The organism is Pseudohongiella sp. O18, from assembly GCF_021729085.1.
Lineage (GTDB): Bacteria > Pseudomonadota > Gammaproteobacteria > Pseudomonadales > Pseudohongiellaceae > Pseudohongiella.
The window spans coordinates 620,030-641,925 of sequence record NZ_JAJSAR010000001.1 but is presented as its reverse complement, the minus strand read 5'-3'; the positions used below and the strand labels follow the sequence as shown (position 1 = coordinate 641,925).

The 21,896-nt window shown below is 54.9% G+C and carries 19 protein-coding genes; 11 read left to right on the top strand and 8 right to left on the bottom strand.

From position 1 onward, the window contains the following. Positions 1-3: 3 nt before the first annotated feature. The 5 genes from LVD14_RS02905 to LVD14_RS02885 form a co-directional block, all read right to left on the bottom strand. The gene (locus LVD14_RS02905) at positions 4-690 is read right to left on the bottom strand and encodes a heme-copper oxidase subunit III family protein (RefSeq protein ID WP_411268243.1); all 687 of its coding nucleotides are present in this window, start codon (positions 688-690) and stop codon (positions 4-6) included. 55 nt (positions 691-745) lie between these two features. Beyond that, positions 746-1,378 (bottom strand): cytochrome c oxidase subunit 3, encoded by a 633-nt coding sequence (locus tag LVD14_RS02900; protein WP_237132531.1) that lies wholly within the window; start codon positions 1,376-1,378, stop codon positions 746-748. After that, complete coding sequence (locus tag LVD14_RS02895; protein WP_237132530.1) at positions 1,375-3,138, bottom strand: cbb3-type cytochrome c oxidase subunit I; 1,764 nt, start codon at positions 3,136-3,138, stop codon at positions 1,375-1,377. The genes LVD14_RS02900 and LVD14_RS02895 overlap by 4 nt, the downstream gene beginning before the upstream one ends. A 70-nt stretch (positions 3,139-3,208) precedes the next feature. Then, complete coding sequence (locus LVD14_RS02890) at positions 3,209-4,576, bottom strand: c-type cytochrome (RefSeq protein ID WP_237132529.1); 1,368 nt, start codon at positions 4,574-4,576, stop codon at positions 3,209-3,211. Between the two features lie 329 nt (positions 4,577-4,905). Further along, complete coding sequence (locus tag LVD14_RS02885; protein WP_237132528.1) at positions 4,906-5,445, bottom strand: hypothetical protein; 540 nt, start codon at positions 5,443-5,445, stop codon at positions 4,906-4,908. Positions 5,446-5,750: 305 nt separating this feature from the next. On the opposite strand from LVD14_RS02885, the gene cyoE reads away from it, so the two are divergent. Next, complete coding sequence (gene cyoE / locus LVD14_RS02880) at positions 5,751-6,656, top strand: heme o synthase (protein ID WP_237132527.1); 906 nt, start codon at positions 5,751-5,753, stop codon at positions 6,654-6,656. A gap of 33 nt (positions 6,657-6,689) precedes the next feature. Next, positions 6,690-7,361 (top strand): SCO family protein, encoded by a 672-nt coding sequence (locus tag LVD14_RS02875; protein ID WP_237132526.1) that lies wholly within the window; start codon positions 6,690-6,692, stop codon positions 7,359-7,361. Here the strand turns inward: LVD14_RS02875 and znuB are convergent. Beyond that, positions 7,358-8,146 (bottom strand): zinc ABC transporter permease subunit ZnuB, encoded by a 789-nt coding sequence (znuB, locus tag LVD14_RS02870; protein WP_237132525.1) that lies wholly within the window; start codon positions 8,144-8,146, stop codon positions 7,358-7,360. The two genes, LVD14_RS02875 and znuB, sit on opposite strands and share 4 nt — an antisense overlap. Further along, positions 8,139-8,906 (bottom strand): zinc ABC transporter ATP-binding protein ZnuC, encoded by a 768-nt coding sequence (gene znuC / locus LVD14_RS02865; RefSeq protein WP_237132524.1) that lies wholly within the window; start codon positions 8,904-8,906, stop codon positions 8,139-8,141. Before znuC ends, znuB begins: the two co-directional genes overlap by 8 nt. Before the next feature lie 163 nt (positions 8,907-9,069). On the opposite strand from znuC, the gene LVD14_RS02860 reads away from it, so the two are divergent. Then, positions 9,070-10,002, top strand: a complete 933-nt coding sequence (locus LVD14_RS02860; RefSeq protein WP_237132523.1) for a zinc ABC transporter substrate-binding protein — start codon at positions 9,070-9,072, stop codon at positions 10,000-10,002. A gap of 137 nt (positions 10,003-10,139) precedes the next feature. Further along, entirely contained in the window at positions 10,140-12,911 is a 2,772-nt protein-coding gene (gene polA, locus LVD14_RS02855; RefSeq protein WP_237132522.1) for a DNA polymerase I, read from the top strand. Here polA and yihA read toward each other — a convergent pair. After that, complete coding sequence (gene yihA / locus LVD14_RS02850; protein ID WP_237132521.1) at positions 12,905-13,528, bottom strand: ribosome biogenesis GTP-binding protein YihA/YsxC; 624 nt, start codon at positions 13,526-13,528, stop codon at positions 12,905-12,907. The two genes, polA and yihA, sit on opposite strands and share 7 nt — an antisense overlap. A gap of 171 nt (positions 13,529-13,699) precedes the next feature. Between yihA and LVD14_RS02845 the strand changes: the two genes are divergently transcribed. From LVD14_RS02845 to LVD14_RS02815, 7 genes are all read left to right on the top strand, one after another. Then, positions 13,700-14,311, top strand: a complete 612-nt coding sequence (locus tag LVD14_RS02845) for a c-type cytochrome (protein ID WP_237132520.1) — start codon at positions 13,700-13,702, stop codon at positions 14,309-14,311. A gap of 110 nt (positions 14,312-14,421) precedes the next feature. Then, on the top strand, positions 14,422-15,066 hold the full coding sequence (locus LVD14_RS02840; RefSeq protein ID WP_237132519.1) for a thiol:disulfide interchange protein DsbA/DsbL: 645 nt from the start codon (positions 14,422-14,424) through the stop codon (positions 15,064-15,066). A 53-nt stretch (positions 15,067-15,119) separates the two neighbouring features. Continuing rightward, positions 15,120-17,216, top strand: coding sequence for a GGDEF domain-containing protein (locus LVD14_RS02835; protein ID WP_237132518.1), 2,097 nt, complete (start codon positions 15,120-15,122; stop codon positions 17,214-17,216). Positions 17,217-17,307: 91 nt separating this feature from the next. Beyond that, complete coding sequence (locus tag LVD14_RS02830; protein WP_237132517.1) at positions 17,308-18,573, top strand: PilN domain-containing protein; 1,266 nt, start codon at positions 17,308-17,310, stop codon at positions 18,571-18,573. Continuing rightward, positions 18,570-19,157, top strand: coding sequence for a type II secretion system protein GspM (gene gspM / locus LVD14_RS02825; protein ID WP_237132516.1), 588 nt, complete (start codon positions 18,570-18,572; stop codon positions 19,155-19,157). Before LVD14_RS02830 ends, gspM begins: the two co-directional genes overlap by 4 nt. Then, positions 19,157-20,647 (top strand): GspE/PulE family protein, encoded by a 1,491-nt coding sequence (locus LVD14_RS02820; protein WP_237132515.1) that lies wholly within the window; start codon positions 19,157-19,159, stop codon positions 20,645-20,647. Before gspM ends, LVD14_RS02820 begins: the two co-directional genes overlap by 1 nt. Continuing rightward, positions 20,644-21,846, top strand: a complete 1,203-nt coding sequence (locus LVD14_RS02815) for a type II secretion system F family protein (RefSeq protein ID WP_237132514.1) — start codon at positions 20,644-20,646, stop codon at positions 21,844-21,846. Before LVD14_RS02820 ends, LVD14_RS02815 begins: the two co-directional genes overlap by 4 nt. The last annotated feature ends 50 nt before the right edge of the window (positions 21,847-21,896 follow it).

Here is a 21,896-nt window from a genome sequence, read left to right as displayed (position 1 = left end):
AACTCACAATAAGTAGAAGAAGGCGAAAATAAACACCCAGACCAGGTCAACGAAGTGCCAGTAAAGTCCAGTGATCTCGACAATTTCGTAGCCTTTCTTGTCATAATCGCCGCGCGCTACTTTGCGAGCGATAATCAAAAGGTATATGACCCCGGCTGAAACGTGGAGACCGTGAAAGCCTGTGATCATGTAGAAAACCGACCCGAACTGTTCCGCACCCCAGGGATTACTCCAGGGCCTGACCCCATAGCCAATCAGTTTTGACCATTCGTAAGCTTGCATACCCACAAACGTGGCACCCAGTGCGGCGGTAAACAACATGAACATGACGGTCTTGCGCTTGTCGCGCCGATAGCCGAAGTTCACTGCCAGCGCCATCGTGCCGCTACTGGTAATCAGCACAAAGGTCATGATGGCGATCAGAATGAGAGGAATCGGGTCACTGCCGAAAAAGGACAATGCAAAAACTTCCGTGGCAAGTGGCCATGGGTCTGCGGTCGATATCCGCACGGTCATGTACCCGACCAGGAAGCAGGAGAAAATGAAGGTATCACTGACCAGGAAGATCCACATCATGGCCTTGCCCCAGGGTACCTGATAAGTCTGTTTGTCAGACTTCCAGTCCTGTACAAAGCCAGTCATGCCCCCTGCTGTCGGGCTGCCGTTGGCTACTGCCTCGCTCTGACTCATGTTAATTTCCTTTCTGTAGTCCAATTATTCTTTTTTAAGATCCACATCGGTTGCATCAGGTGGTTGATAGCACGTAAAACAGGCCAAACCAGACCAACAGCAGGAAGTGCCAGTACCAGGTACAAAGCTCGATACTCAGGCGGCTGTCGCCGGCTTTCGCACCGCTGCTCATATGAAACAGCGCTTTGGTCCAAACCCATAAACCTCCGGCCAGGTGCAGTATGTGAACCCCCGTCAACAGGTAAAAGAAGGCGTTGGCCGGGTTGCTCTGTAGCGTATAACCGCCCCCTATCAGGATTTGCCATGCAGTGTACTGACCTGCAATAAATACCAGCGTCAGTAAGCCACCCGCCACGAACAAAAGTCCCGCCATTGATGTCAGTCGAATAGCCTCCTGGCGTCGTGCCTGTATCAATGACCACTGCAACACCGCACTACATGCCACCAAAACGCCGGTATTGACCCATAGCGTGGCAGGTTCTGACACTGGCACCCAGTCGCCTGCACCCCAGGCAATTCGCAGGTAATACGAAACAGTCAGCAAGGAGAACAGCACGCATGCCACGATTACAAACAGCACCAGTGCCACTTTCTGGTCGGGTACCTGGAAAGTAGGCCGCGCCTCTATACCATCTGGCAGACCTACCTGATTCCAGGGTTTCTCAGTAACTTGACGATACAAACTCATGAGTGACCTCGCGTATGAAAGGTCTTCTCGTATTCCTCTCCCGGTTCGTTCTGGGGGATGAAGTCCTGTTTGGCGCCCGGCACGCTGTAGTCATAGGCCCAGCGATAAACGGTTGGCAGTTCCGGACCCCAGTTGCCATGCTTGGGAGGGGTGTCAGGTGTCTGCCACTCGAGAGTGGTGGCGCCCCAGGGATTGCCACCGGCGTCTTTCTCTTTGCGCAGGCTCATAAAGATGTTGATGAAGAACAGCACCTGAGCCGTGGCTACGAAAATCGCAGCGATGGTGATGTTGGCGTTAAGCGCCTGAGCGGTTGCAGGCACAAAATCAGTATTGCCCATCTCGTAGTAGCGGCGCGGAACACCCAGGAACCCCAGGTAGTGCATGGGCAGATAAATGGCGTAAGTGCCAAGGAAAGTACACCAGAAATGGACTTTACCCATTGTCTCGTTGTACATGCGGCCGGTCATTTTTGGATACCAGTGATACAGGGCTGCATACAGCACCAGCACTGGAGACACACCCATCACCATGTGGAAGTGAGCGACCACAAAGTAGGTGTCGGCAAGTGGTACGTCAATAATCACATTGCCCAGGAACAGTCCGGTCAGGCCCCCGTGGACAAAGGTAAAAATAAAGCCAATGGCGAACAGCATGGGCGTATTGAGTCTTATATTGCCCTGCCACAGTGTCAGTACCCAGTTGTAGACTTTCAATGCGGTGGGTACTGCGATGATCAGGGTAGTGGTCGCGAAGAAGAAACCAAAATATGGGTTCATGCCGCTGACATACATGTGGTGAGCCCAGACCAGGAAGCTGAGGCCACCGATGGCAATAATCGCCCAGACCATCATGCGGTATCCAAAGATGTTCTTGCGGGCATGGGTTGCGATCACATCGGACACCAGGCCGAATGCAGGGAGTGCCACGATGTACACTTCCGGGTGCCCGAAGAACCAGAACAGATGCTGGAAGAGAATCGGGCTGCCGCCATCCTGAGTTGACTGCTCTCCCAACTGCATCATAGCTGGCATGAAGAAGCTGGTACCGAGCACCAGGTCAAAGCCAAGCATGATTGCGCTGACCAACAGTGCCGGGAAGGCGAACAGACCGAGAACTGTCGCCGTAAAGATGCCCCAGATGGAAAGCGGCATACGCATCAGTGTCATGCCACGGGTACGCGCCTGGAGGATGGTGGTCACATAGTTGAGACCGCCCATCGTGAAGGCCACGATAAACACGGCGAGGGAGATCAGCATCAAAAGCATGCCGCCGCCAGAACCCGGCGTACCGGCCGTTATCGACTGCGGCGCATAAAGGGTCCAGCCAGCACCCGCCGGCCCTCCCGTCACAAAGAAGCTTGCCAGAAGAATGATCACTGACAGCAGATAGAACCAGAAGCTAAGCATGTTGAGGAACGGAAACACCATGTCCCGGGTGCCACACATCAGAGGAATCAGGTAATTGCCAAAACCGCCCAGGAACAGGGCCGTCAACAGATATACCACCATGATCATGCCGTGCATGGTCACGGCCTGATAATAAAAGGCAGGATCTATCCAGCTGATCGAGTCAGGGAAACCCAGCTGCAAGCGCATCAGGATCGAGAGCCCCAATGCGATCAATCCGACAAAGATGGCAGTGCCGCCGTACTGAATCGCGATTACCTTGTGATCCTGGCTCCAGACATATTTTGTGATGAAACTGTGCGGATCATGCAGGGCGTGCGGATCGTCCTGGTCGGCCAATGGTACGTATGCCATGTAAACATCCTCCGGGTGTAGAACCCTGTCCAGCTATTCAAATTATTGTTTTAAAGTCCTGCCCGGTCTCTCAGCGCAGCGAATTGATATAGGCAATGACGTCATTCTGCTGTTCTTCTGTGCGCATCGCCTTCACCATCGATGTCATCTGGTAACCATAATCGTCATCACGGTGCTGGCCGCGAATGCCGCTGCGGTATTTTTCCAGCTGCAGCGCAAGGTACCAGTCGTCCATACCCGCCAGTGCAGGTGCGTCCGTTGCCCAGCTGCCGCGGCCGTCGTCACCATGGCAGGCCGCACAGTTGGCACTGTAGATGCGTGCGCCACGATCGATATCGCCGCTGATGGTGGTCTGGGCAGAGTCGTTACCGGAAAGGGTTTGGATGTACGCCGCCACATTACGTCTTGCTGTATCAGAGTTGACCATATTTGCCATGGGGGCCATGGACTGGCCAGTGGTGTCTTCCGGATTGGCGCCACGCACCCCTTCAGAGTAGTAGCGCAGTTGGCGTTCAATGTACCAGGGCTGCAATCCCGCCAGTGCTGGCGCATTCAGGGCACGGTTGCCTTCGCCGTTCTGCCCATGGCAGCTGGCGCAGACCATGTATGACTGCTGGCCTGCCGCGACGTCGGCAGCCGGTTGCGCCTGGGTTTCGGCAAAAGTGGGCTGATCAGCAAGCCAGCTCTGGAAATCGCCCGGTTCCATGATTTCAACCCGGCCGCGCATGATGTGGTGACCAAGCCCGCAGTATTGCTCGCAGAGGATATCAAAGACACCTGTACGGGTTGGTTCCAGCCACATGTAAGAAACCATACCCGGCACCATGTCCATCTTCACGCGGAAATGGGGTACGGTGTAGTTATGCAGTACATCTCGAGAGCGGAGCAGGACTTTGGCCGGCTCGTTAAGCGGAAGCGCCATGTAGGGCTTTTTGACCACCACATCATCCTGCCCGTTCGGATCGTCAGGGTTGATGCCCCAGGGGTTGGTTTCAGTAATGTGCTGGATATCGGCAGTGCCAAGCTGGCCATCAGCGCCAGGGTAACGGAAGGACCATTGCCACTGTGACGCGAAGGCTTCGAATTCGCTGGCTTCTTCCGGGACGGTAACAAACTGGGCCCAAACAAACAGACCTGGCGCCAGCAATGCAGCAACGCCCAGTGTGGTAATAACTGTCAGGCCAGTCTCAAGGCGGGCATTTTCCGGCTCATATACAGCCTTGCTGGCCTCGCCCTTGCGTTGGCGATACTGATAGACACTATAGGCCAGGAAAAGGTTTACGGCTATGAATACAAAGCCGGTTACCCAGAAAGTGAGATTAACCGTGAAGTCGATGTTTGCCCAGTTTGAGGCGATTTCAGTAAACCACCACGGACTGGCAAAGTGAAAGACGACGGAGCCAACGACCAACAGGACGAGAACAACTGCAATAGCCATACGCGGGATATCCTTGTGAAAGTGCGAGCACGGACAACAGTGGATACAGCAACTGTACAGCGAAAGATAAAAATAAAAGGCCGGATGCACTGCACAGGCAGCAGCATCGGGTGGTGAATGTCCTGGTTACGTCGTTGACATCGAACGTGAAAACAAATGCCGTTCACAACGCGGGTCCCTCCCTTTCTTGTTATCTTTCGGACGGGTACTCAACGGTGTTACATCGTACTTGTTACATCAAACATTCAAGCGGGGATGGCGGGGTAAACCACCATCCCTTTGGATCGTATAGTATTGTTTTAGTCTGTGCAACAACTGCTGTGAAGCAATCAGGCACGGACCATCTGCAGGTCTGCAAATGGGTTCAGGAAGTGAGGGTCAATAGCGGCAAGTTGTGCCTCGGGATGCTTGTTGGTCATCATCTCCTGCACTTTCTTGACCTGCTTTTCCTTCGCGTAAATCAGAACAAGATACTTGCCAGCTTTAATATCGTCGTGGAAGTGAGCGATCTTTTTGTTCTCATTCATCACACCAGTCAGGCCGCCTACCCAGGCACCAAAACAGGTGACCAGAAACACGATGGCCGCAAAGGCGTACCAGGGGATGGATACCGCAAAGGGATCTGTCATGCCGATCAGACCGGCAAACACCAGGCCCGCGACAAAGCCAATTCCAGCGCCTATGAATCCTTCGCGAATAAAGTCCAGGGTTTCAAAATAATTGCTCGAGTGAAGATGCTCTTTGACCAGCCCGCTCTCGTCCTTGCTGTGGATATGCAGAAACCAGTCATCCACGCCGATGGAGTGCAGATCGTCTGAGATCTGATGGGTGCTTTTGAGGGTGGGTGACAAATAATAGATACATCTCATTTAGCTTCTCCTTCTGTTTTTGGATCGCTTCTTTGTACATCTATCAGTCTTGTATACACCTGCTCCGCAATTTCAGATGACACTAAATCAACAGACTGAGACCCTGCTGCCGGTCTTGCTGGGTCGGCTTGGGGCCATTTCCCTTGAGTAGCGGACTTGACCTTTCGGGCCGCTCTCAATATCAATTTACTCCTCCAAAAATAATTTGTCTTGTTTTTTCTATCGCAGACTGATTTACGTTACAATAGCCAACCCCCGATAAATTCACAGTAGACATGCCCGCCCGAAGTCCGTGGCGCAGGTGTATGCAGAGAGAGATCTCCGTGACAGAACTGACGCACAATCAGACCGCAAGCTGGCGCGACTATTATGAAATGTGCAAGCCGCGGGTGGTCATGTTGATGATTCTGACCTCCCTGGTTGGCATGTTTCTGGCGGTGCCTGGCATGGTGCCGCTGGACATCCTGATACTCGGCAATATCGGCATTGCGCTGGTTGCCGGCTCCGGCGCCGTGGTTAACCACCTGATCGACCGTAAGGTTGACGCTGTCATGCGCCGAACCATCAACCGCCCCATGCCGCAGGGTCGTGTTGCTCCGCGGCAGGCCGCCTGGTTTGCAGCGATCATTGGCATAGCCGGCATGGCGATCATGCTGATCTGGGTCAACCCGCTGAGCGCCTGGCTGACGCTGGCTTCTTTTATTGGTTATGCCTTCATCTACACCGGTTACCTGAAGCGTGCAACACCCCAGAACATTGTCATCGGCGGCCTGTCAGGCGCCATGCCCCCCCTGCTTGGCTGGGCCGCAGTGACCGGCACCATTGAGCCCGGTGCATTGATTCTGGTGCTGATCATCTTTGCCTGGACGCCACCGCACTTCTGGGCGCTGGCCATATACCGCAAGGATGAGTACGCCAAGACGGGCATCCCCATGCTGCCTGTCACCCATGGCGAACATCTCACCAAGATCCACATTATTCTCTACACCATTATCCTGTTGCTGGTCAGCATCCTCCCCTGGCTGATTGGCATGAGTGGTCTGCTCTATCTGCTTGCCGCAGTGGTCCTCGGCGTTGGCTTCCTGATCTGGTCGCTGCTGCTGATGTTCCGGCCCAAGCCATCAACGGCCATGGATACTTTCAAATACTCCATCATCTATCTGATGGTGCTGTTTCCGGTTCTTTTGCTTGATCACTACATCACGATCTGACTTTCGCAAACTTTTCATAGCAGGCAGTAAATTATGAAAAAAGGCGTAAAACTGACCCTCATTCTGTGCCTTGTCTGGGTGGTTATCGTTTTTTACATGACCTATGCACGGTACGCTGATAACAATCGCTCAGCTCAGCAGGAGCAGGTTTCTGCAGAAGAGCTGCGTGAGATGGGCGCGATGATTTATGAAGCGCCTGTGGCCATCAGTGAGTTTGACCTGGTAGATCACTACGGTCAGCCTTTCACAGAGGAGTCTCTGCAAGGCAACTGGACCATGGTGTTTTTTGGTTTCACCAACTGTCCCGATATCTGCCCTCTGACCATGTTTGAGCTGACTGGCTTCTATAATGATCTGGAAGGTGACCCCCTGCAGGATGACACACAAGTGGTCATGATCAGTGTTGACCCCTTCCGTGACGACACCGCAAAAATCGCAGACTTCATGCAGGCCTACCATGAGGATTTTCTGGGTCTCAATGGAGAGTATCGCCAGGTATCACAACTGGCCAGCGAGCTTTTTATTGCGCATGGAATCATGCCGGTGCCAGCGCCGGATGGAGGTCAGCCACAAAACTTTATGGTTGACCACAGCGGCAACATCCTGCTGATTGATCCTGAGGGCCGCTACCGCGGTTTCCTGGAGCCGAATATCAAGCGGGACCAGATCAGCGAAACCTACCGGATCATCCGCAACACGCTTTAAACGCGCGTTACCGGACGGGCGTAAATAAGCAGGAAGCAAACACATGCGCAGGCTACAATCGAAGGGCCTGCCGGTGTGTCCAGATAGAACGACAGCGTGACACCGCCTGCCACGGCGAGGCAGCCGATTATTGCGGCGCCGAGTGCCATCTGTTCCGGCGTGCTGGCCAGTCGTCTGGCGGCAGCGGCCGGAATGATGAGCAAGGAAGTGATCAGCAGAACACCCACGATTTTCATGGCCACTGCGATCAGCATCGCAATCATCAGCACCAGCAGTGCATAAAGCCGTTCTACTGGCAGACCTTCGACGATGGCCAGCTCTTTATGAACGGTAAGCGCCAGGAACTCTCCCCAGAAGTGATACAGAAGCCCCGCCAGCACCACGCAGGTAGCGACTATCCAGATAAGATCCTGTTGCGTAATGGTCAGCAGGTCGCCGAACAGAAACGCCATCAGATTCACCTGCACCATGTCCGACAGTGACAGAATCAGCAGGCCGAAAGCCAGCGTGCTGTGGGCGATGATGCCTAGCAGTGTATCAGTGGCAAGCATCTGCCTTTTTTCCAGCAGCAGCAGAATCGCCGCAAACACGGCGCAGCTGATAATGATGGCAAGCTGCAGGTTGATACTGGCGACAATGGCCAGAGCAACACCGAGCAGCGACGAATGCGCCAGGGTATCGCCAAAGTAGGACATGCGGCGCCAGACTACAAAGCATCCCAGCGGCCCTGCGAGCGCGGCTATCAGAAGCCCGGCGATAACGGCGTAAATGATAAAATCATACATGGCGGTGGCCGTCCTTTGGCTTGATGACATCGCCAGCGATATCGTGATCATGGTTGTGGTGGTGAGTATAAACTGCCAGTGTGGCTGCCTGTCTCTTGCCGAATAGCGCCAGGTAGGCCGGATCATTGCTCACATGTTCAGGTTTGCCATGACAGCATATGTGCTGGTTCAGACAGATGACTTCGTCGGTGGCGGCCATGACCAGGTGCAGGTCATGAGACACCATCATCACTCCGCAATGGTGCCGCTCACGAATGGTGTTGATCAGTTCGTACAGCTCCGTCTGTCCATTAATGTCGACGCCCTGGGCCGGCTCATCAAGCACCAGCAGATCTGGCGAGTGGCTTAGAGCGCGCGCCAGCAGAACGCGCTGCATTTCCCCACCGGACAGCGCGGAAACCTGTTGTCTGAGCAAGTGCCCTACTTTGACCTCGTCCAGCACCTTGTTGGCCGCGACCACTTTCAGTCCGCGAGCGCCGAGCTGGATAAAGCGTTCGACGGTCAGAGGCAGGGTGGGTTCGACAAATACTTTCTGCGGCATATAACCAATGCGCAGACCGGGTTTGCGCACCAGCTTTCCCGATTCTCCCTGCATCAGCCCCAGCACGATTCTTACCAGTGTGGTTTTGCCGGCGCCATTCGGACCAATCAGTGTCAGGAGCTTGCCCTTGCTCAGTGTCAGATTCACACGATCCAGAATTTTTCGGCCACCCAGGCTGAGGCTTACATCCCTGGCTTCAACTAATGTTTCATGGCTCATATGAAATCCTTGAACTACCCATGGCGGCTGCATCGATCATTTAATTCAGGCCCTTGGCTGACATCTGCACCAACTGCAGGATACCGGCACGCGGAAGGGTGATGATGGAGCTTTCGCGCAAAATGGTATATGATAGCATTTCTTTTGATGACAGATGATCCCAATGTTACGAACGATTCTGGCAGTCAGTCTTACACTGATGCTCAGCCATGTCGCAGCGGCGCAGGTTACCGTTGTTACCAGTATCAAGCCACTGCAACTGATCGCCCATGCGGTTACCGATGGTGTTTCAGAGCCGGCGGTGCTGATTCCTGCCAATCAATCCTATCACCACTTTGTCATGAAACCCTCCACTGTTCGCGCCATCAGCACGGCCAATCTGCTGGTCTGGGTGGGTCCGGAACTGGAAACCTGGCTGGCAGACACTCTCGCCGAACGAGACACTGAAACTGTTGAAGTGCTCGCCCTGCCGGGCCTGACAGTGCATCACGCCGGATACGACGAACACGACAATGTCGAAATCCTCATTCCGCAGCAGGGTGACCATGCAGGTCATCAACACAAGCAGGGTCACAGCATCGACCCTCACATCTGGCTGGATACGGACAATGCATTGTTGATTGCCCAGGCCATGGTGAGCAAACTGTCTGCTCTCGACCCAGTCAATGCAGGTCGTTACCAGCATAATCTGGCCAGCTTTTCACAACAGCTGATCTCTCTGAGAGACCGTCTTAAGGCCGATCTGATGCCGTTGCAAAGCACGGATTATGCGGTGTATCACAACGCCTTCCAGTATTTTGAGCGCCAGTTCAACCTGAGTCATCAGCTGGTATTTGTGGAGAGCGAGGAGCTTCAGCCAGGTGTGCGCCACATGCTGGCGGTTCGCAGAGCCATTGAAGAGCGTCCGCTGACCTGCGTACTGGAAGATGTCACGGCGCAGGCCAGCACCGTGAATACACTGCTTGGCAATCAGCCGGTCAACCGTATTCAGGCAGATACCACGGGACAGGCCTTGACCTCCGGCCCCCGGGCTTATGTAAACTTGATGGAAAACCTTGCCAATGCCTTCAAGCGGTGTCAGGTTTCATCAAACTAACCAAAAAGGCGGCTGAAAAACGTAATCAAGGCATTGGCAACGTACGACTGCATGGATGCAGGAGGTAGAGCGACGCAGGAAGCCAAAGCCGAGATAGTTTTTCAACCGCCTGCCAAGCACAGCGGACGTCCCACGCCATGACATCAGTCAGCCCTCTAATCCTCATTGACGGATCTTCGTATCTTTTCCGGGCGTATCACGCCCTGCCGCCTCTGGTCAGCAGCAAAGGCCAGCCGACTGGCGCCATAAAGGGCGTCATCAGCATGATTCGCAGTCTCCAGAAAGAGTATCCGGAAAGCCCCATTGCTGTTGTGTTTGACGCCAAGGGCGACACCTTTCGTAATGAGATCTACAAAGAATATAAAGCGCATCGCCCACCAATGCCCGATGAGCTGCGCAGTCAGATCGAGCCGATCCACCACATCATCAAAGCCATGGGTCTGCCGCTGCTGGTGATCCCGGATGTTGAAGCCGATGATGTAATCGGTACCCTGGCCTGTCAGGCGACCACACAGCAACGGGAGACACTGGTATCTACCGGCGATAAAGACCTCGCCCAGTTAGTAAGTGGTCACGTCACGCTGATCAATACAATGACGAATGAGCGGCTTGATATTGAAGGGGTCAACAAAAAGTTCAGCCTGCCACCAGAGCGAATAGTCGACTTTCTCGCGTTGACGGGCGACAAGGTAGACAACATACCGGGTGTACCAGGGGTCGGGCCAAAGACTGCGGTGAAATGGCTGCAGGAATACGGATCCATGGATGCCATTATTGAAAACGCCGACAAAATTGGCGGCAAGATCGGCGAAAAGCTGCGAGATAACATCGAACAGTTGCGTCTGTCCTACGAGCTGGCCACCATTAAACTGGATGTGTCCCTGGATATTTCCATCAGTGAGCTGATCCCCGAAGAGCCGGACCAGACGCAGCTGATGGCGCTGTTCAGTGAATTCGAATTCAAGACCTGGACCAAGGAGCTGGAATCACAGGGTGTAGAGGTCTCCTCCGAGCAGCTGGCTGCCGTGCGTGAAGATCTGGGAGTTACCGACCCTGCCGAGAACGATGGGCCTGATCTGAGTAAGCTGGAGACCTCGCGACAGGATTACGAGTTACTGGCGGACACTGAGGCTCTGAAAAGCACCATCGGGGCGATCAAATCCGCAGGTCAATTCGCGGTGGCTGCGTTGTTTGATGCTAATGAGCACTTCATGTCTGCCCAGGTCATCGGACTGGCCTTCAGCTGGGAGCCAGGTCAGGCAGTATATCTGCCCCTCGCCCACGACAGCCTTGAGTCAGCATCCAATCTCGATCGGCGGGAATGTCTGCAGTTGCTCAAACCAGTCCTGCAGGATCCCTCAATCCACAAAGTGGCACACGACAGCAAACGTCTGGCTCATCTGATGCAGAATCATGACATAGCAGTCCGAGGCTGGCGATTCGACACGCATCTGGCTTCTTACGTCTTGAACTCGGTGGCCAACAATCACAGCCTGGAAGATGTCAGTCACTACTACCTGCAGCAGTCGCTGAAGTCGCTGGATGCCCTGCTCGGCTCGGGCCGAAACAAACTCCCGGTCAGTCAGTGCGATCCGCAGGCCGCGCTTGACTGGCTGGCGCCGCGCGCCGACATGACGTTCCGGCTTCGCCACAAATTGCAGGCCGTGCTGGAAAGCACTGGTGAGCTATGGGGACTTTATCGATACTTTGAACTGGCGCTGAGCCCGGTTCTGCAACGCATGGAACGAACCGGTATTGCGGTTGATCCGGAGCGGCTGCACGAACAGTCAGCTGCACTGTCTGAGCGCCTGGCAGAGCTCGAGGAGCAGGTCTACAAGGAAGCCGGAGAGACCTTTAACCTGGGTTCGCCGAAACAGCTGCAGACCGTGCTTTACGAAAAAATGAATCTGCCGGTGCTGAAAAAGACGCCCAAGGGGCAGCCCTCCACGGCCGAGGCCGTGTTGCAGGAGCTGGCGCTGGAGTACGACCTGCCCAATATGATCATGGAGCATCGCGGGCTCAGTAAACTGAAATCAACCTACACAGAAAAGCTGCCGCTGCAGATAAACCGCAGCACCCGCCGTATCCATTCGACATTTCAGCAGGCGGTAGCGGCCACAGGGCGACTGTCATCAACAGAGCCCAACCTGCAGAATATTCCGATACGCAGCACCGAGGGGCGCAAAATCCGTCAGGCCTTCATCGCGGCTCCGGGTTACCGACTGGTAGCAGCTGACTACTCACAAGTCGAGCTGCGCATCATGGCGCATCTGTCCCAGGACAAGGGTCTGGTAACCGCATTTGCCAATGCTCAGGATGTACATCGGGCAACTGCTGCCGAAGTCTTTGGGGTGAGCGTGGACGACGTCACTGGCGAGCAGCGGCGGCGCGCCAAGGCCATCAACTTTGGCCTGATCTATGGCATGTCAGCGTTTGGCCTGGCGCGGCAACTGGGAATCGACCGTCACGATGCCCAGCTTTATGTTGACCGTTACTTTGAACGCTACCCCGGCGTCCTGGAATACATGGAGCGCACCCGGGAACTGGCCGAGGAAAAAGGCTATGTGGAGACCCTGTTCGGTCGACGGCTGTATCTGCCAGACATCAAGGCAGGCAACGGGATGCTGCGCAAGGCTGCCCAGCGCACCGCGATCAATGCACCCATGCAGGGAACCGCCGCGGACATTATCAAGCAGGCGATGGTTGATATAGATCACTGGTTGCAGACTGGCGTTCTCGACGCCAGGCTGGTCCTTCAGGTGCATGACGAATTGATTTTTGAGGTCGCAGAAGCGGACGTGGATTTGCTGACAGAGGGAGTGCGATTTCGTATGGTCAGCGCTGCGTCACTGGACGTGCCGCTGGTGGTTGATGTCGGTGTCGGTGAAAACTGGGATCAGGCTCACTGATCGACGGCAGGCTCGGCTGGCGCTTCGTCGGCCGGTTCCAGCCAGCCGTCAAGGCGCTGGCTCAGAATGTCTACGCCTTGCCGCTTCAGCGATGAAAACGCCTGAACACTGGCATCGGCCATGCCTTCCAGCTCTTTGCGTGCCTTCATCAGTGCTTCCTGAATGGCGCCGCGCTTGAGTTTGTCTGATTTGGTCAGCAGAACATGCAGAGGCAACTGGTTCTGCCGTGCCCAGTCGATCATCATCAGGTCAAAATCCTTGAACACGTGGCGTATGTCGGTAACCAGTATCAGTCCCAACAGCGGCTCGCGGGCGTTCAGGTAGTGTTCCAGGTGGACCTGCCAGTCGTCCTTCACTTTCAGCGGTACTTTGGCGTAACCATAGCCGGGCAGGTCCACCAGATATCGCCCCTGATCAACCCTGAAATAGTTGATAAGCTGTGTTCTGCCGGGGGTTTTGCTGGTACGGGCCAGCTGTCCCTGGCGCGTCAGCGTATTAATCGCGCTTGATTTGCCAGCATTGGAGCGGCCGGCGAATGCGACCTCGGCCACGCTGTCGGTCGGACAGTCGCGCAGCTTGGCGGCACTTATTTCAAATTGGGCGGCTTGATAGTTCATGGAGCGGCATTCTACCGGCAGAACCGATACTGAGCCAGCAATTCCGCCGCGCCTCGTATCCAGAAGACAGGCAGATTCCATGATGGTCGTACACAATAACGGCAGCTGTGCTATACTCTCCCGCCGCATGACTCATCCGAATTTATAACTGTTCAGGAACTTCGACAATCCATGAAAAGATTAGTATTTACCCTGGCATCTTTGCTGATGGCTGGCGCCAGCCTGACTGCCAACGCTGATGGCGATGCCGCTGCCGGCGAGCAAAAAGTCGCTGTATGTGCTGCCTGTCACGGCGCTGATGGCAACAGTGAAATCAGCTCCAACCCCAAACTGGCCGGCCAAGGTGAGCGCTACACTCTCAAGCAGCTGCGAGACATCAAATCAGGTGCCCGCGAAGTGCCGCTGATGACAGGCCTGCTCGACAACATGAGCGACCAGGATCTGGAAGATATCGCTGCTTTCTACGCATCACAGGAGATCACCCTTGCTGGTGCTGACCCCGAATTGATCGAGCTGGGCGCGCAGATTTACCGTGCTGGTATTGCTGACCTGGGTGTTGCTGCCTGCTCGGCGTGTCATGCACCTGACGGCAGTGGTGTGGCACAGGCTGGATTCCCGGCCCTGGGTGGCCAGCACGCAGCCTACATCGAATCGCAAATGAAGGCCTTCCGCGCCGGTGATCGCACCAACGATGGTGACGCCATGCCGATGCGTAATGTCTCCGAGCGTCTGACTGACCGCGAAATCGAAGCGCTGTCCAGCTACATCTCAGGCCTGAACTAAGACGAAATTGCGCCTGTTCAGCCCTTATTAAGGCGGCAGGCGCTCTAATCGGTGTTACAGTAACGATCCCTAAAGTACCGACTACCTCTGATAACAATGTGGAGTAGGATATGATCAAGCAGTTCCTGAAAGCCACCATCACCGCCAGTGTTCTGAGTCTGCTGGCCTCTGCTGTCTGGGCGCAGCCCGCTCTTTATGTAGACGGCACCCACTATGAAACCCTGCCAGCGCCGGTCCGCACCAATGATGCGGATAAGATCGAAGTGCTCGAAGTGTTCTGGTATGGCTGTGGCCACTGTTTCCGCTTTCAGCCCCTGGTTGATCACTGGGCCGAAAACGCCCCTGAAGACGTAGACTATCTGCGCTTCCCTGCCATCTGGAACGACCTGATGAAGATTCACGCTCAGGCCTATTACACTGCAGAAAACCTTGGTGTGGTCGATACAGTACATGGACCGATCTTTGATGCCATTAATCTGCAACGCAATCGCTTGCAAAATGAGCGCCAGCTGGCTGAACTGTTTGCCGCCCATGGCGTGGACGAAGAAGCATTCTCGCGGGCATTCAACTCGTTCCAGGTGCGCACTAAAGTGAATCAGGCAGAAAGCAAAATGTCTGACTACCAGATTCGCAGCACACCTAACGTGATTGTTAACGGCAAATATCTGGTTACGACCAATGAAGCTGTCCGCACACAGCAGGACATGCTGGCCATCGTTGACTACCTGGTTGAACAGGAGCGCAGCGCCCAGTAATTCGATTGACAGGTCGCCTCAGGTATTCAAGGCCACTCTCTGGATACTGAAACATGCCACAGCACAACTATGGCAATGACAATGGCGGCGACGAGGCGCAGCGCTGGAAACGCAAGTTTCTGGATGCGCTGGAAGACCAGGAGCAGCGTGAAAAGCTGCTCAACAGTCGTATCAAGCTTTTGCGCCGTGGCCTGCTGGGTGTCAGCCTGGCAGGCGATGGTCATGCCCCGCAGCTGGATCGTCAGCTGGCTGAACTACGAAAAACCCTCCGAAATGATGACCGGGAAGTCGGACTTGAGTTGCTGCTAGAGCAGATCGAGAAGTCGATTATTCGACTCGACAATGAAAAAAACGCCAGTAATGTGGCATTGCAGCAGGCCTTTGTCAGCAGCATAGCCGAGCTGGACAAGCTACCCCTGCCGAAAACCACCCGTCGACAACTCAGGAAATTCTCCCAGAATCTCTCCGCGCGCCTTGATGACACACAGCAACATGCCGGCCTGATACGTCAGTTTATTGATATTCTGCGCGAAGCCGTGCAGTCGATGATTGAGCAGGAACAGAAGCGTGAGCAGGCAGCTCGCGGAGACGATTCTGGCCAGTCAGCAGGTTTCTGGAAACGGATGTTTGGCAGCAGTGACTCATCAGATACTAATGCCAGCACCGAGCCGCCTTCGGGCGAGATCGTGAGCAATGCGCTTGACGGCCAGGAATCGGGAGCTGGCAGCCGTGACGAAGCCCTTCAGCTGGATGACAGCCTTCAAGCGCAGCAAAGTGCACCGATGCACAAAACCAGTCAGTCGCAGGAAACGCAGAGACAGCAGAATAGCGCGGCGGCGGCTGCTAACGGCTCTGCAGTTAAACTGCAAAGCGATGGTCTGCAGGCACAAGCTGACCATGAGCCCTCAGATTCAAGTACAACTGCCAATGGCGCCAATGCTCAACAGGATGGTTACCGCGAGCGTGACCATGCTCTTCACCTGCAGGTTCAGGCAGAAGTCGTCGTAGAAGAGGAAGACGACGCCAGCATAGAGGGAGAACTGGTACGCGATCGCTCCGGACTGTCTGAGCCAGCGTTTTCTTATATTGCCGGCCATGTGGAACCTATCCTGCTGAGAATTCTGGAAGCCATCCACATCAGCTCCGAGTCTTATTCCATCGTCGATGCCGTGCGCCGCAATATTCTAAAAGGTCTCAACTGGTACGATTTTGTCGCTGTACTGGAGGAGATACTGCATATCCTGCGAACAGCGGCAGATCAACAGCGTACCGAGTTTCAGACATTTTTAAGCGATGTTACGGAAAGCCTCGCCCAGGTTCAGGCGTTTGTCGATAATGCAAAAGCGCAGGCTGTCAGCAGTGCAGAAAGCGACGCAGAGATGGACTCTCAGGTGCGTGGACAGGTCGAAGATATCGCGCGGGCCGTGCAGAATGACTCTCTGGACATCACAGGTCTGCGGCAATCGGTACAGTCGCAGATTGATGGCATCCTGAAGTCTCTGGACGGGTTCAAGCACCAGCGGAGTCGTGAGCACACAGAAGCGACGCAGGAAATGGGTGACCTGATAGAGCGTATTGCCGCGCTGGAGTCCGAGTCACGCGAATTACGCGTGCACCTGTCGCGGCAGCAATCAGCGGCGGCCACTGATACACTGACAGAATTGCCAAACCGTAGTGCCTACAACGAGCGCATTCGTGTTTTGCTGGGCCAATGGCAGCGACAGCCGGACCGGCCAAGTCAGCAGGAGGATCGCGCCCTCTGCCTGGCGGTGCTGGACGTTGATCATTTCAAGAACATCAATGACAGTTTCGGTCATCTGGCTGGCGACAAGGTGCTGAAGATCATCGCTCGAGAGATCGCCGCTCGCCTGCGCGAGCAGGATTTTGTGGCCCGTTACGGCGGTGAAGAGTTTGTCATTCTGCTGCCTGATATCCGCCCGCCTGACGCAGAATACACGCTCAATCGGCTGCGTGAGGCGATCAGCGCGATTCCATTTCATTTTCGCGAAGAGAAAGTGGAAATTACGGTGTCTATCGGCGTAGTTCCGGCACAGCGCGACGACACCCCCGAGACACTGTTCGACCGTGCGGACCAGTCCCTCTACCAGGCCAAGCAGTCTGGTCGAAACCGGGTCATTCGTCCTCGTTGAATACCCCTGCCAAACTGATAACATCTTGCCAGCAAACTTTCTGCTGCCGTTTTGCGTCAGATAATGGGTAAATAACAACAGGGACTGCCCGATGGGCCTCGATGAGCTTCTGGAAACACTGCGTGCGTGGGGCCGCCAGCACACCGGCGATGCATTGCTGAAAAATATCAATACGCTGCTCATGCTGCATGAGGACGGGGTGTACCTTGTATCCGACGGCCGCAGTCAGTCTGTCAATGACGCATCAGACCCTGATGAACTCGCCGCAGCCGCGCGCGAGCTGATCCACGAGGATGATGCCGCGGCCAATATACTCCTGCTGCTGCCACCTTCAGGTTTTATCACTACTGCTGTGAGTCTGCCGGGTCTGGCACCGGATGCCCTTCGTTCCGCTTTGAAGCTGCAGGGCACGAGCATGCTGCCCGCCTTCGAGGAGCCTCTGGCCCTTGCTGTTGATACTGAGAACCCGGTGCTGGCGCTCTGGATGCCGGAACAAAAGCTCGAGGCACTGTTTAAGGCATTTGCGGCTCAGTCCCTGTTTCTGTCGGCCGTCACACCCCGCGCCCTGGCCATGGGACTGATCGCAGACGAGGGAGCTGTAGTTGTCGACCAGGATGGACGGGATACGGCTCTGGTTGCGAAAACTGGCGGACAATTGAAAGCATTTGTGCAGACTCGTACACAGGACCTTGCTGAGGATGCCTACCAGCGGGAATGGGAAGAGCTGCTGAAGAAATATTCTACCGGGCCAGTCCTTTACGTGAGCGATGCCAGTAGCTGTCTGGCAGCAATCAACAAAGCGGCAGACGGCACGCTGGAAAAGCACCTGGCGCCTTTCATGATGAATCCGCCTTCGGCAATGGCGGCCAGGCGCCGATTCACGAAAGGCAAACGGCGCACAACTCTGTCAACACTGGCAGCCGGTGTGGCTGCATTAGTGTTGTTGCCATTTCTGTTTCAGACCTTTCAGATCAGCCGCCTGGAGTCACGACTGGACACCCTGCGGCAGCAATCGCAACCGGCACGTGAGGCACAGGCCACCGTGCGTGACTTTGAATCACAATGGGGCGTGCTTTCGGAGTTCCCAAGGCAAAATCTGCAGGATGTGCTGATAACCCTGCAGCAGATCGTCACTCCCGGCTACTTGACGTCCATCGAGATCGAGGCAGGCTACATCAGTCTCGAAGGTCAAAGTGAGGACCCGCAAAACCTGCTTGAGGCACTGGAACAGAACCCCATGTTTACGGAAGTGGATTTTGCGCGAGCCACAAGCAATCAAAATTACTACATTGATCTCAGATTGGCGGATGTAAACTTTCCAGCCTATCAGGAATGGTACTTTCCGGAGGCAAGGTGATCAGTAAGTTTCGCCCATTAAACAGCCGGCCGCTGAATAACAGGGAGCGCAATATTCTACGACTGGCGCTGGCCGTTGCATTATTGCTTGTGCTGAGCAATGGCATACCAGCCCTGCAGTCAATGTACCAGGATCGCTCTGTACAGATTGAACAGCTGCTTACCGATATCGAACGTGAACAACGCCTGCTGGAAGAGACTGAGCAATGGCAGGCCCGAGCAGCACAGACCAACGAACAGCGTGAGCGACTGGATGACATGCTGTTTGAGTCCGGCACGGCTCCGATGCTGACAGCGTCCATACAGCGTCTGATACGCCAGCATGCCACACAGTCCGGCATAAACATCACATCGACAGAGCTGGCAGAAACCGAAAGCAGTGGTGACTGGATAAAACTGGAACAGAGTCTGTCATTCGTGATGGACAATCAGCAATCCATCATGAATTTTCTGCGCGTGCTCGAACAGTCCAGGCCGTATCTGGCCGTGCAGGACTTTAGCATGCGCCGTGCGCGTAATCAGTTCATCGGCGACATCACGGTGGTCGGTTTCAGTCGACAGAATAATGCCGGGGGGTCAGAGTAATGGCTCAGACTCAACAGCACCCTGCCCTGTCACTGCCGGTTTTCAGCCAACTGCTTGAGCCCGCCGGCATCGTACCGGCGCATGATTTCAGTCAGACGCATGTATTACTGTGTGAGGTGGCGCCTGACATCGAGCTACGACACCAGATCCGGTTTGTCATGCAGGCAGAAGTGTCATTCCGCGAAGCTGGCGCTGAAGAAGTTCGCCGGCTGATCCGCCACTGGCGCGCAGAATTGTCACCGAATATTGAAACTGGCAACGATGACGTATTTGTTTCCGGCTATGAGGATGATGAAGAGCTGAAGGATCTAGCTTCCGAAGCACCCATCATTCGTCTGGTCAATCACCTGTTTGCACGTGCCCTCGATATTAATGCCAGTGACATCCACTTCGAGCCTAATGAAGAACATCTGGAAGTCAGATGCCGCGTTGACGGCATCATGCATCGCATCGAGCGTCTGCCTGTAAAAATCACCACCGCTGTTGCGTCGCGACTGAAATTGATGGCGCGCCTGGACATTGGCGAAAAACGCCTGCCGCAGGATGGGCGCATCGATTACAAACTGGGCAGCAAACATCTCGACATGCGTGTCTCAACCCTGCCCGGCGTGCACGGCGAGTCGATCGTTTTGCGTATCCTTGATCGCAGTGACACGGCAGTCAGCCTTCAGCAGTTGGGTATGCCAGAGAATATCCTGCGCAGCTATCAGAGCCTGATTAATCAACCTCACGGCATGATACTGATCACAGGTCCTACCGGTAGCGGCAAGACCACAACACTCTACGCCACGCTTGAAAAGATCAATGACCAGACCACCAAGATTATCACCGTGGAAGACCCGGTAGAGTATCAAATGGAAGGCATCACACAGATTCAGGCCAATGCCGCTATCGGCTTGAATTTTGCGGCCGGTCTGCGCTCCATTGTCCGTCAGGACCCTGATGTCATCATGGTCGGTGAAATCCGCGACCATGAAACCGCAGAGATTGCGATTGAGTCGGCGCTGACAGGTCACCTTGTCTTTTCAACCCTGCATACCAACGATGCGGCTGGCGCCATTACGCGATTGCAGGACATGGGTGTGGAAGGCTATCTGATCAGCTCCAGTCTGCTCTGCGTCCAGGCCCAGCGTCTGGTGCGGCGCATCTGTCCTGACTGCGGGCAGCCACATGAATTGACAGCTGATGAAGCCGCAGTGCTTAAAGTTGATACCGCAGACTATCCAATGGCCCGCAAAGGCCAGGGTTGTGAGCGATGCGGTGGCACTGGCTACCGGGGTCGAATCGGCCTTTATGAATTACTGGTCATGTCCGACGCCATTCGTCATGAGATCGCAGTGGGCTCGGACGCCAATGTCATTAGGGAGCAGGCCATTGCCGAAGGAATGAAGACATTGCGTGAAGACGCGCTGGAGAAACTGGCGGCCGGACTCACCACACCTGAAGAGGTGGTACGTGTGACGCGCGCCGGGGCGGTCAGTGGGCTATGATGAATTTCAACTACCAGGCCTGTGATGCCAGTGGCAATGTTCAGTCGGGTCAGCTGTCAGCTGAATCCGAACGTGATGCCGTCCGCGTGCTACAGGGCCGCCAGTTGATCCCGGTAAAGCTTGAAGCAGTGGCCGAGAAAAACACCGATCGTCGGCGCGGCAAAAAAATTCGCGCCAGTGATGTGCTGGATTTCACAAACGGCCTGCGCACACTGACAGAGGCTCGCGTGCCGCTGGACAAGGCGCTGCGGTTGCTGGAAGGCATTACCGAGTCACTGGCCATGCAGCAACTGGTCATGGCCATGCGCAAAGACGTGAAGGAAGGCAGGAGCCTGGCCGACGCCATGGAGCAGCGGCCCGATGTGTTCTCAAAAATGTATATCAATATTGTCCGCGCCGGTGAAGAAGGCGGCATACTGCACAAACTGCTGCCGGGTCTGGCCGATTTTCTGGAGACCAGTGCAAAGAATCGCCAGGCGATAGTGTCCGCCATGGTTTACCCGATTGTGCTGCTCATCACTGGCATCATATCTGTATTCTTATTGCTGGTGTTTGTCATACCTCAATTCGCAGTCATGTTTGAAGACGCGGGGACTGAGGTGCCGGCGTCGGCCGCATTTCTGCTGGCGCTGAGCGATTTCATCAAAAGTTATGGCTGGCTACTGATAGTGGGAGTAGTGGCGCTTGTGTACTGGTGGCTGATGCAGGACCGTGATCCACAACGCAAACTGCGCAAGGACGCCCTGCTGCTACGAGTACCGCTAATGGGCAAGCTGTTGCTTTATCGGGAGTGCGCCGTGTTCGCGCGCACGCTTGGCGCACTGCTGGGCGCTGGCATTCCATTGATTCGCGCGCTACGGGTTTCCAGAGAGGTTGTTGGCAATACCGAACTCAGCCGATTACTGCATCGTGTGGAAGAAGACGTACGTGGCGGCAGTGGACTTGGTATTGCACTTGAACGGGCCGGGGCTTTCCCGACATTACTGCACCAGCTGGTTGCGGTAGGGGAAGAGTCAGGGCGCACAGGCAGCATCCTGGTACAAACAGCAGAGACTTTTGACCAGAACGTAAAGAATCAGATGGCGAGACTGGTTGCAGCATTGCAACCGGGATTGATATTGATACTGGGCATCGCTGTCGGTGGAATCACCATTACGATGTTGTCTGCGGTATTCAGCATGAACGCGGTGGAATTCTGACAGTCAGACAAAATCGCCAATATTGTGAGCAGCCAGAGCAGAACGGTGTC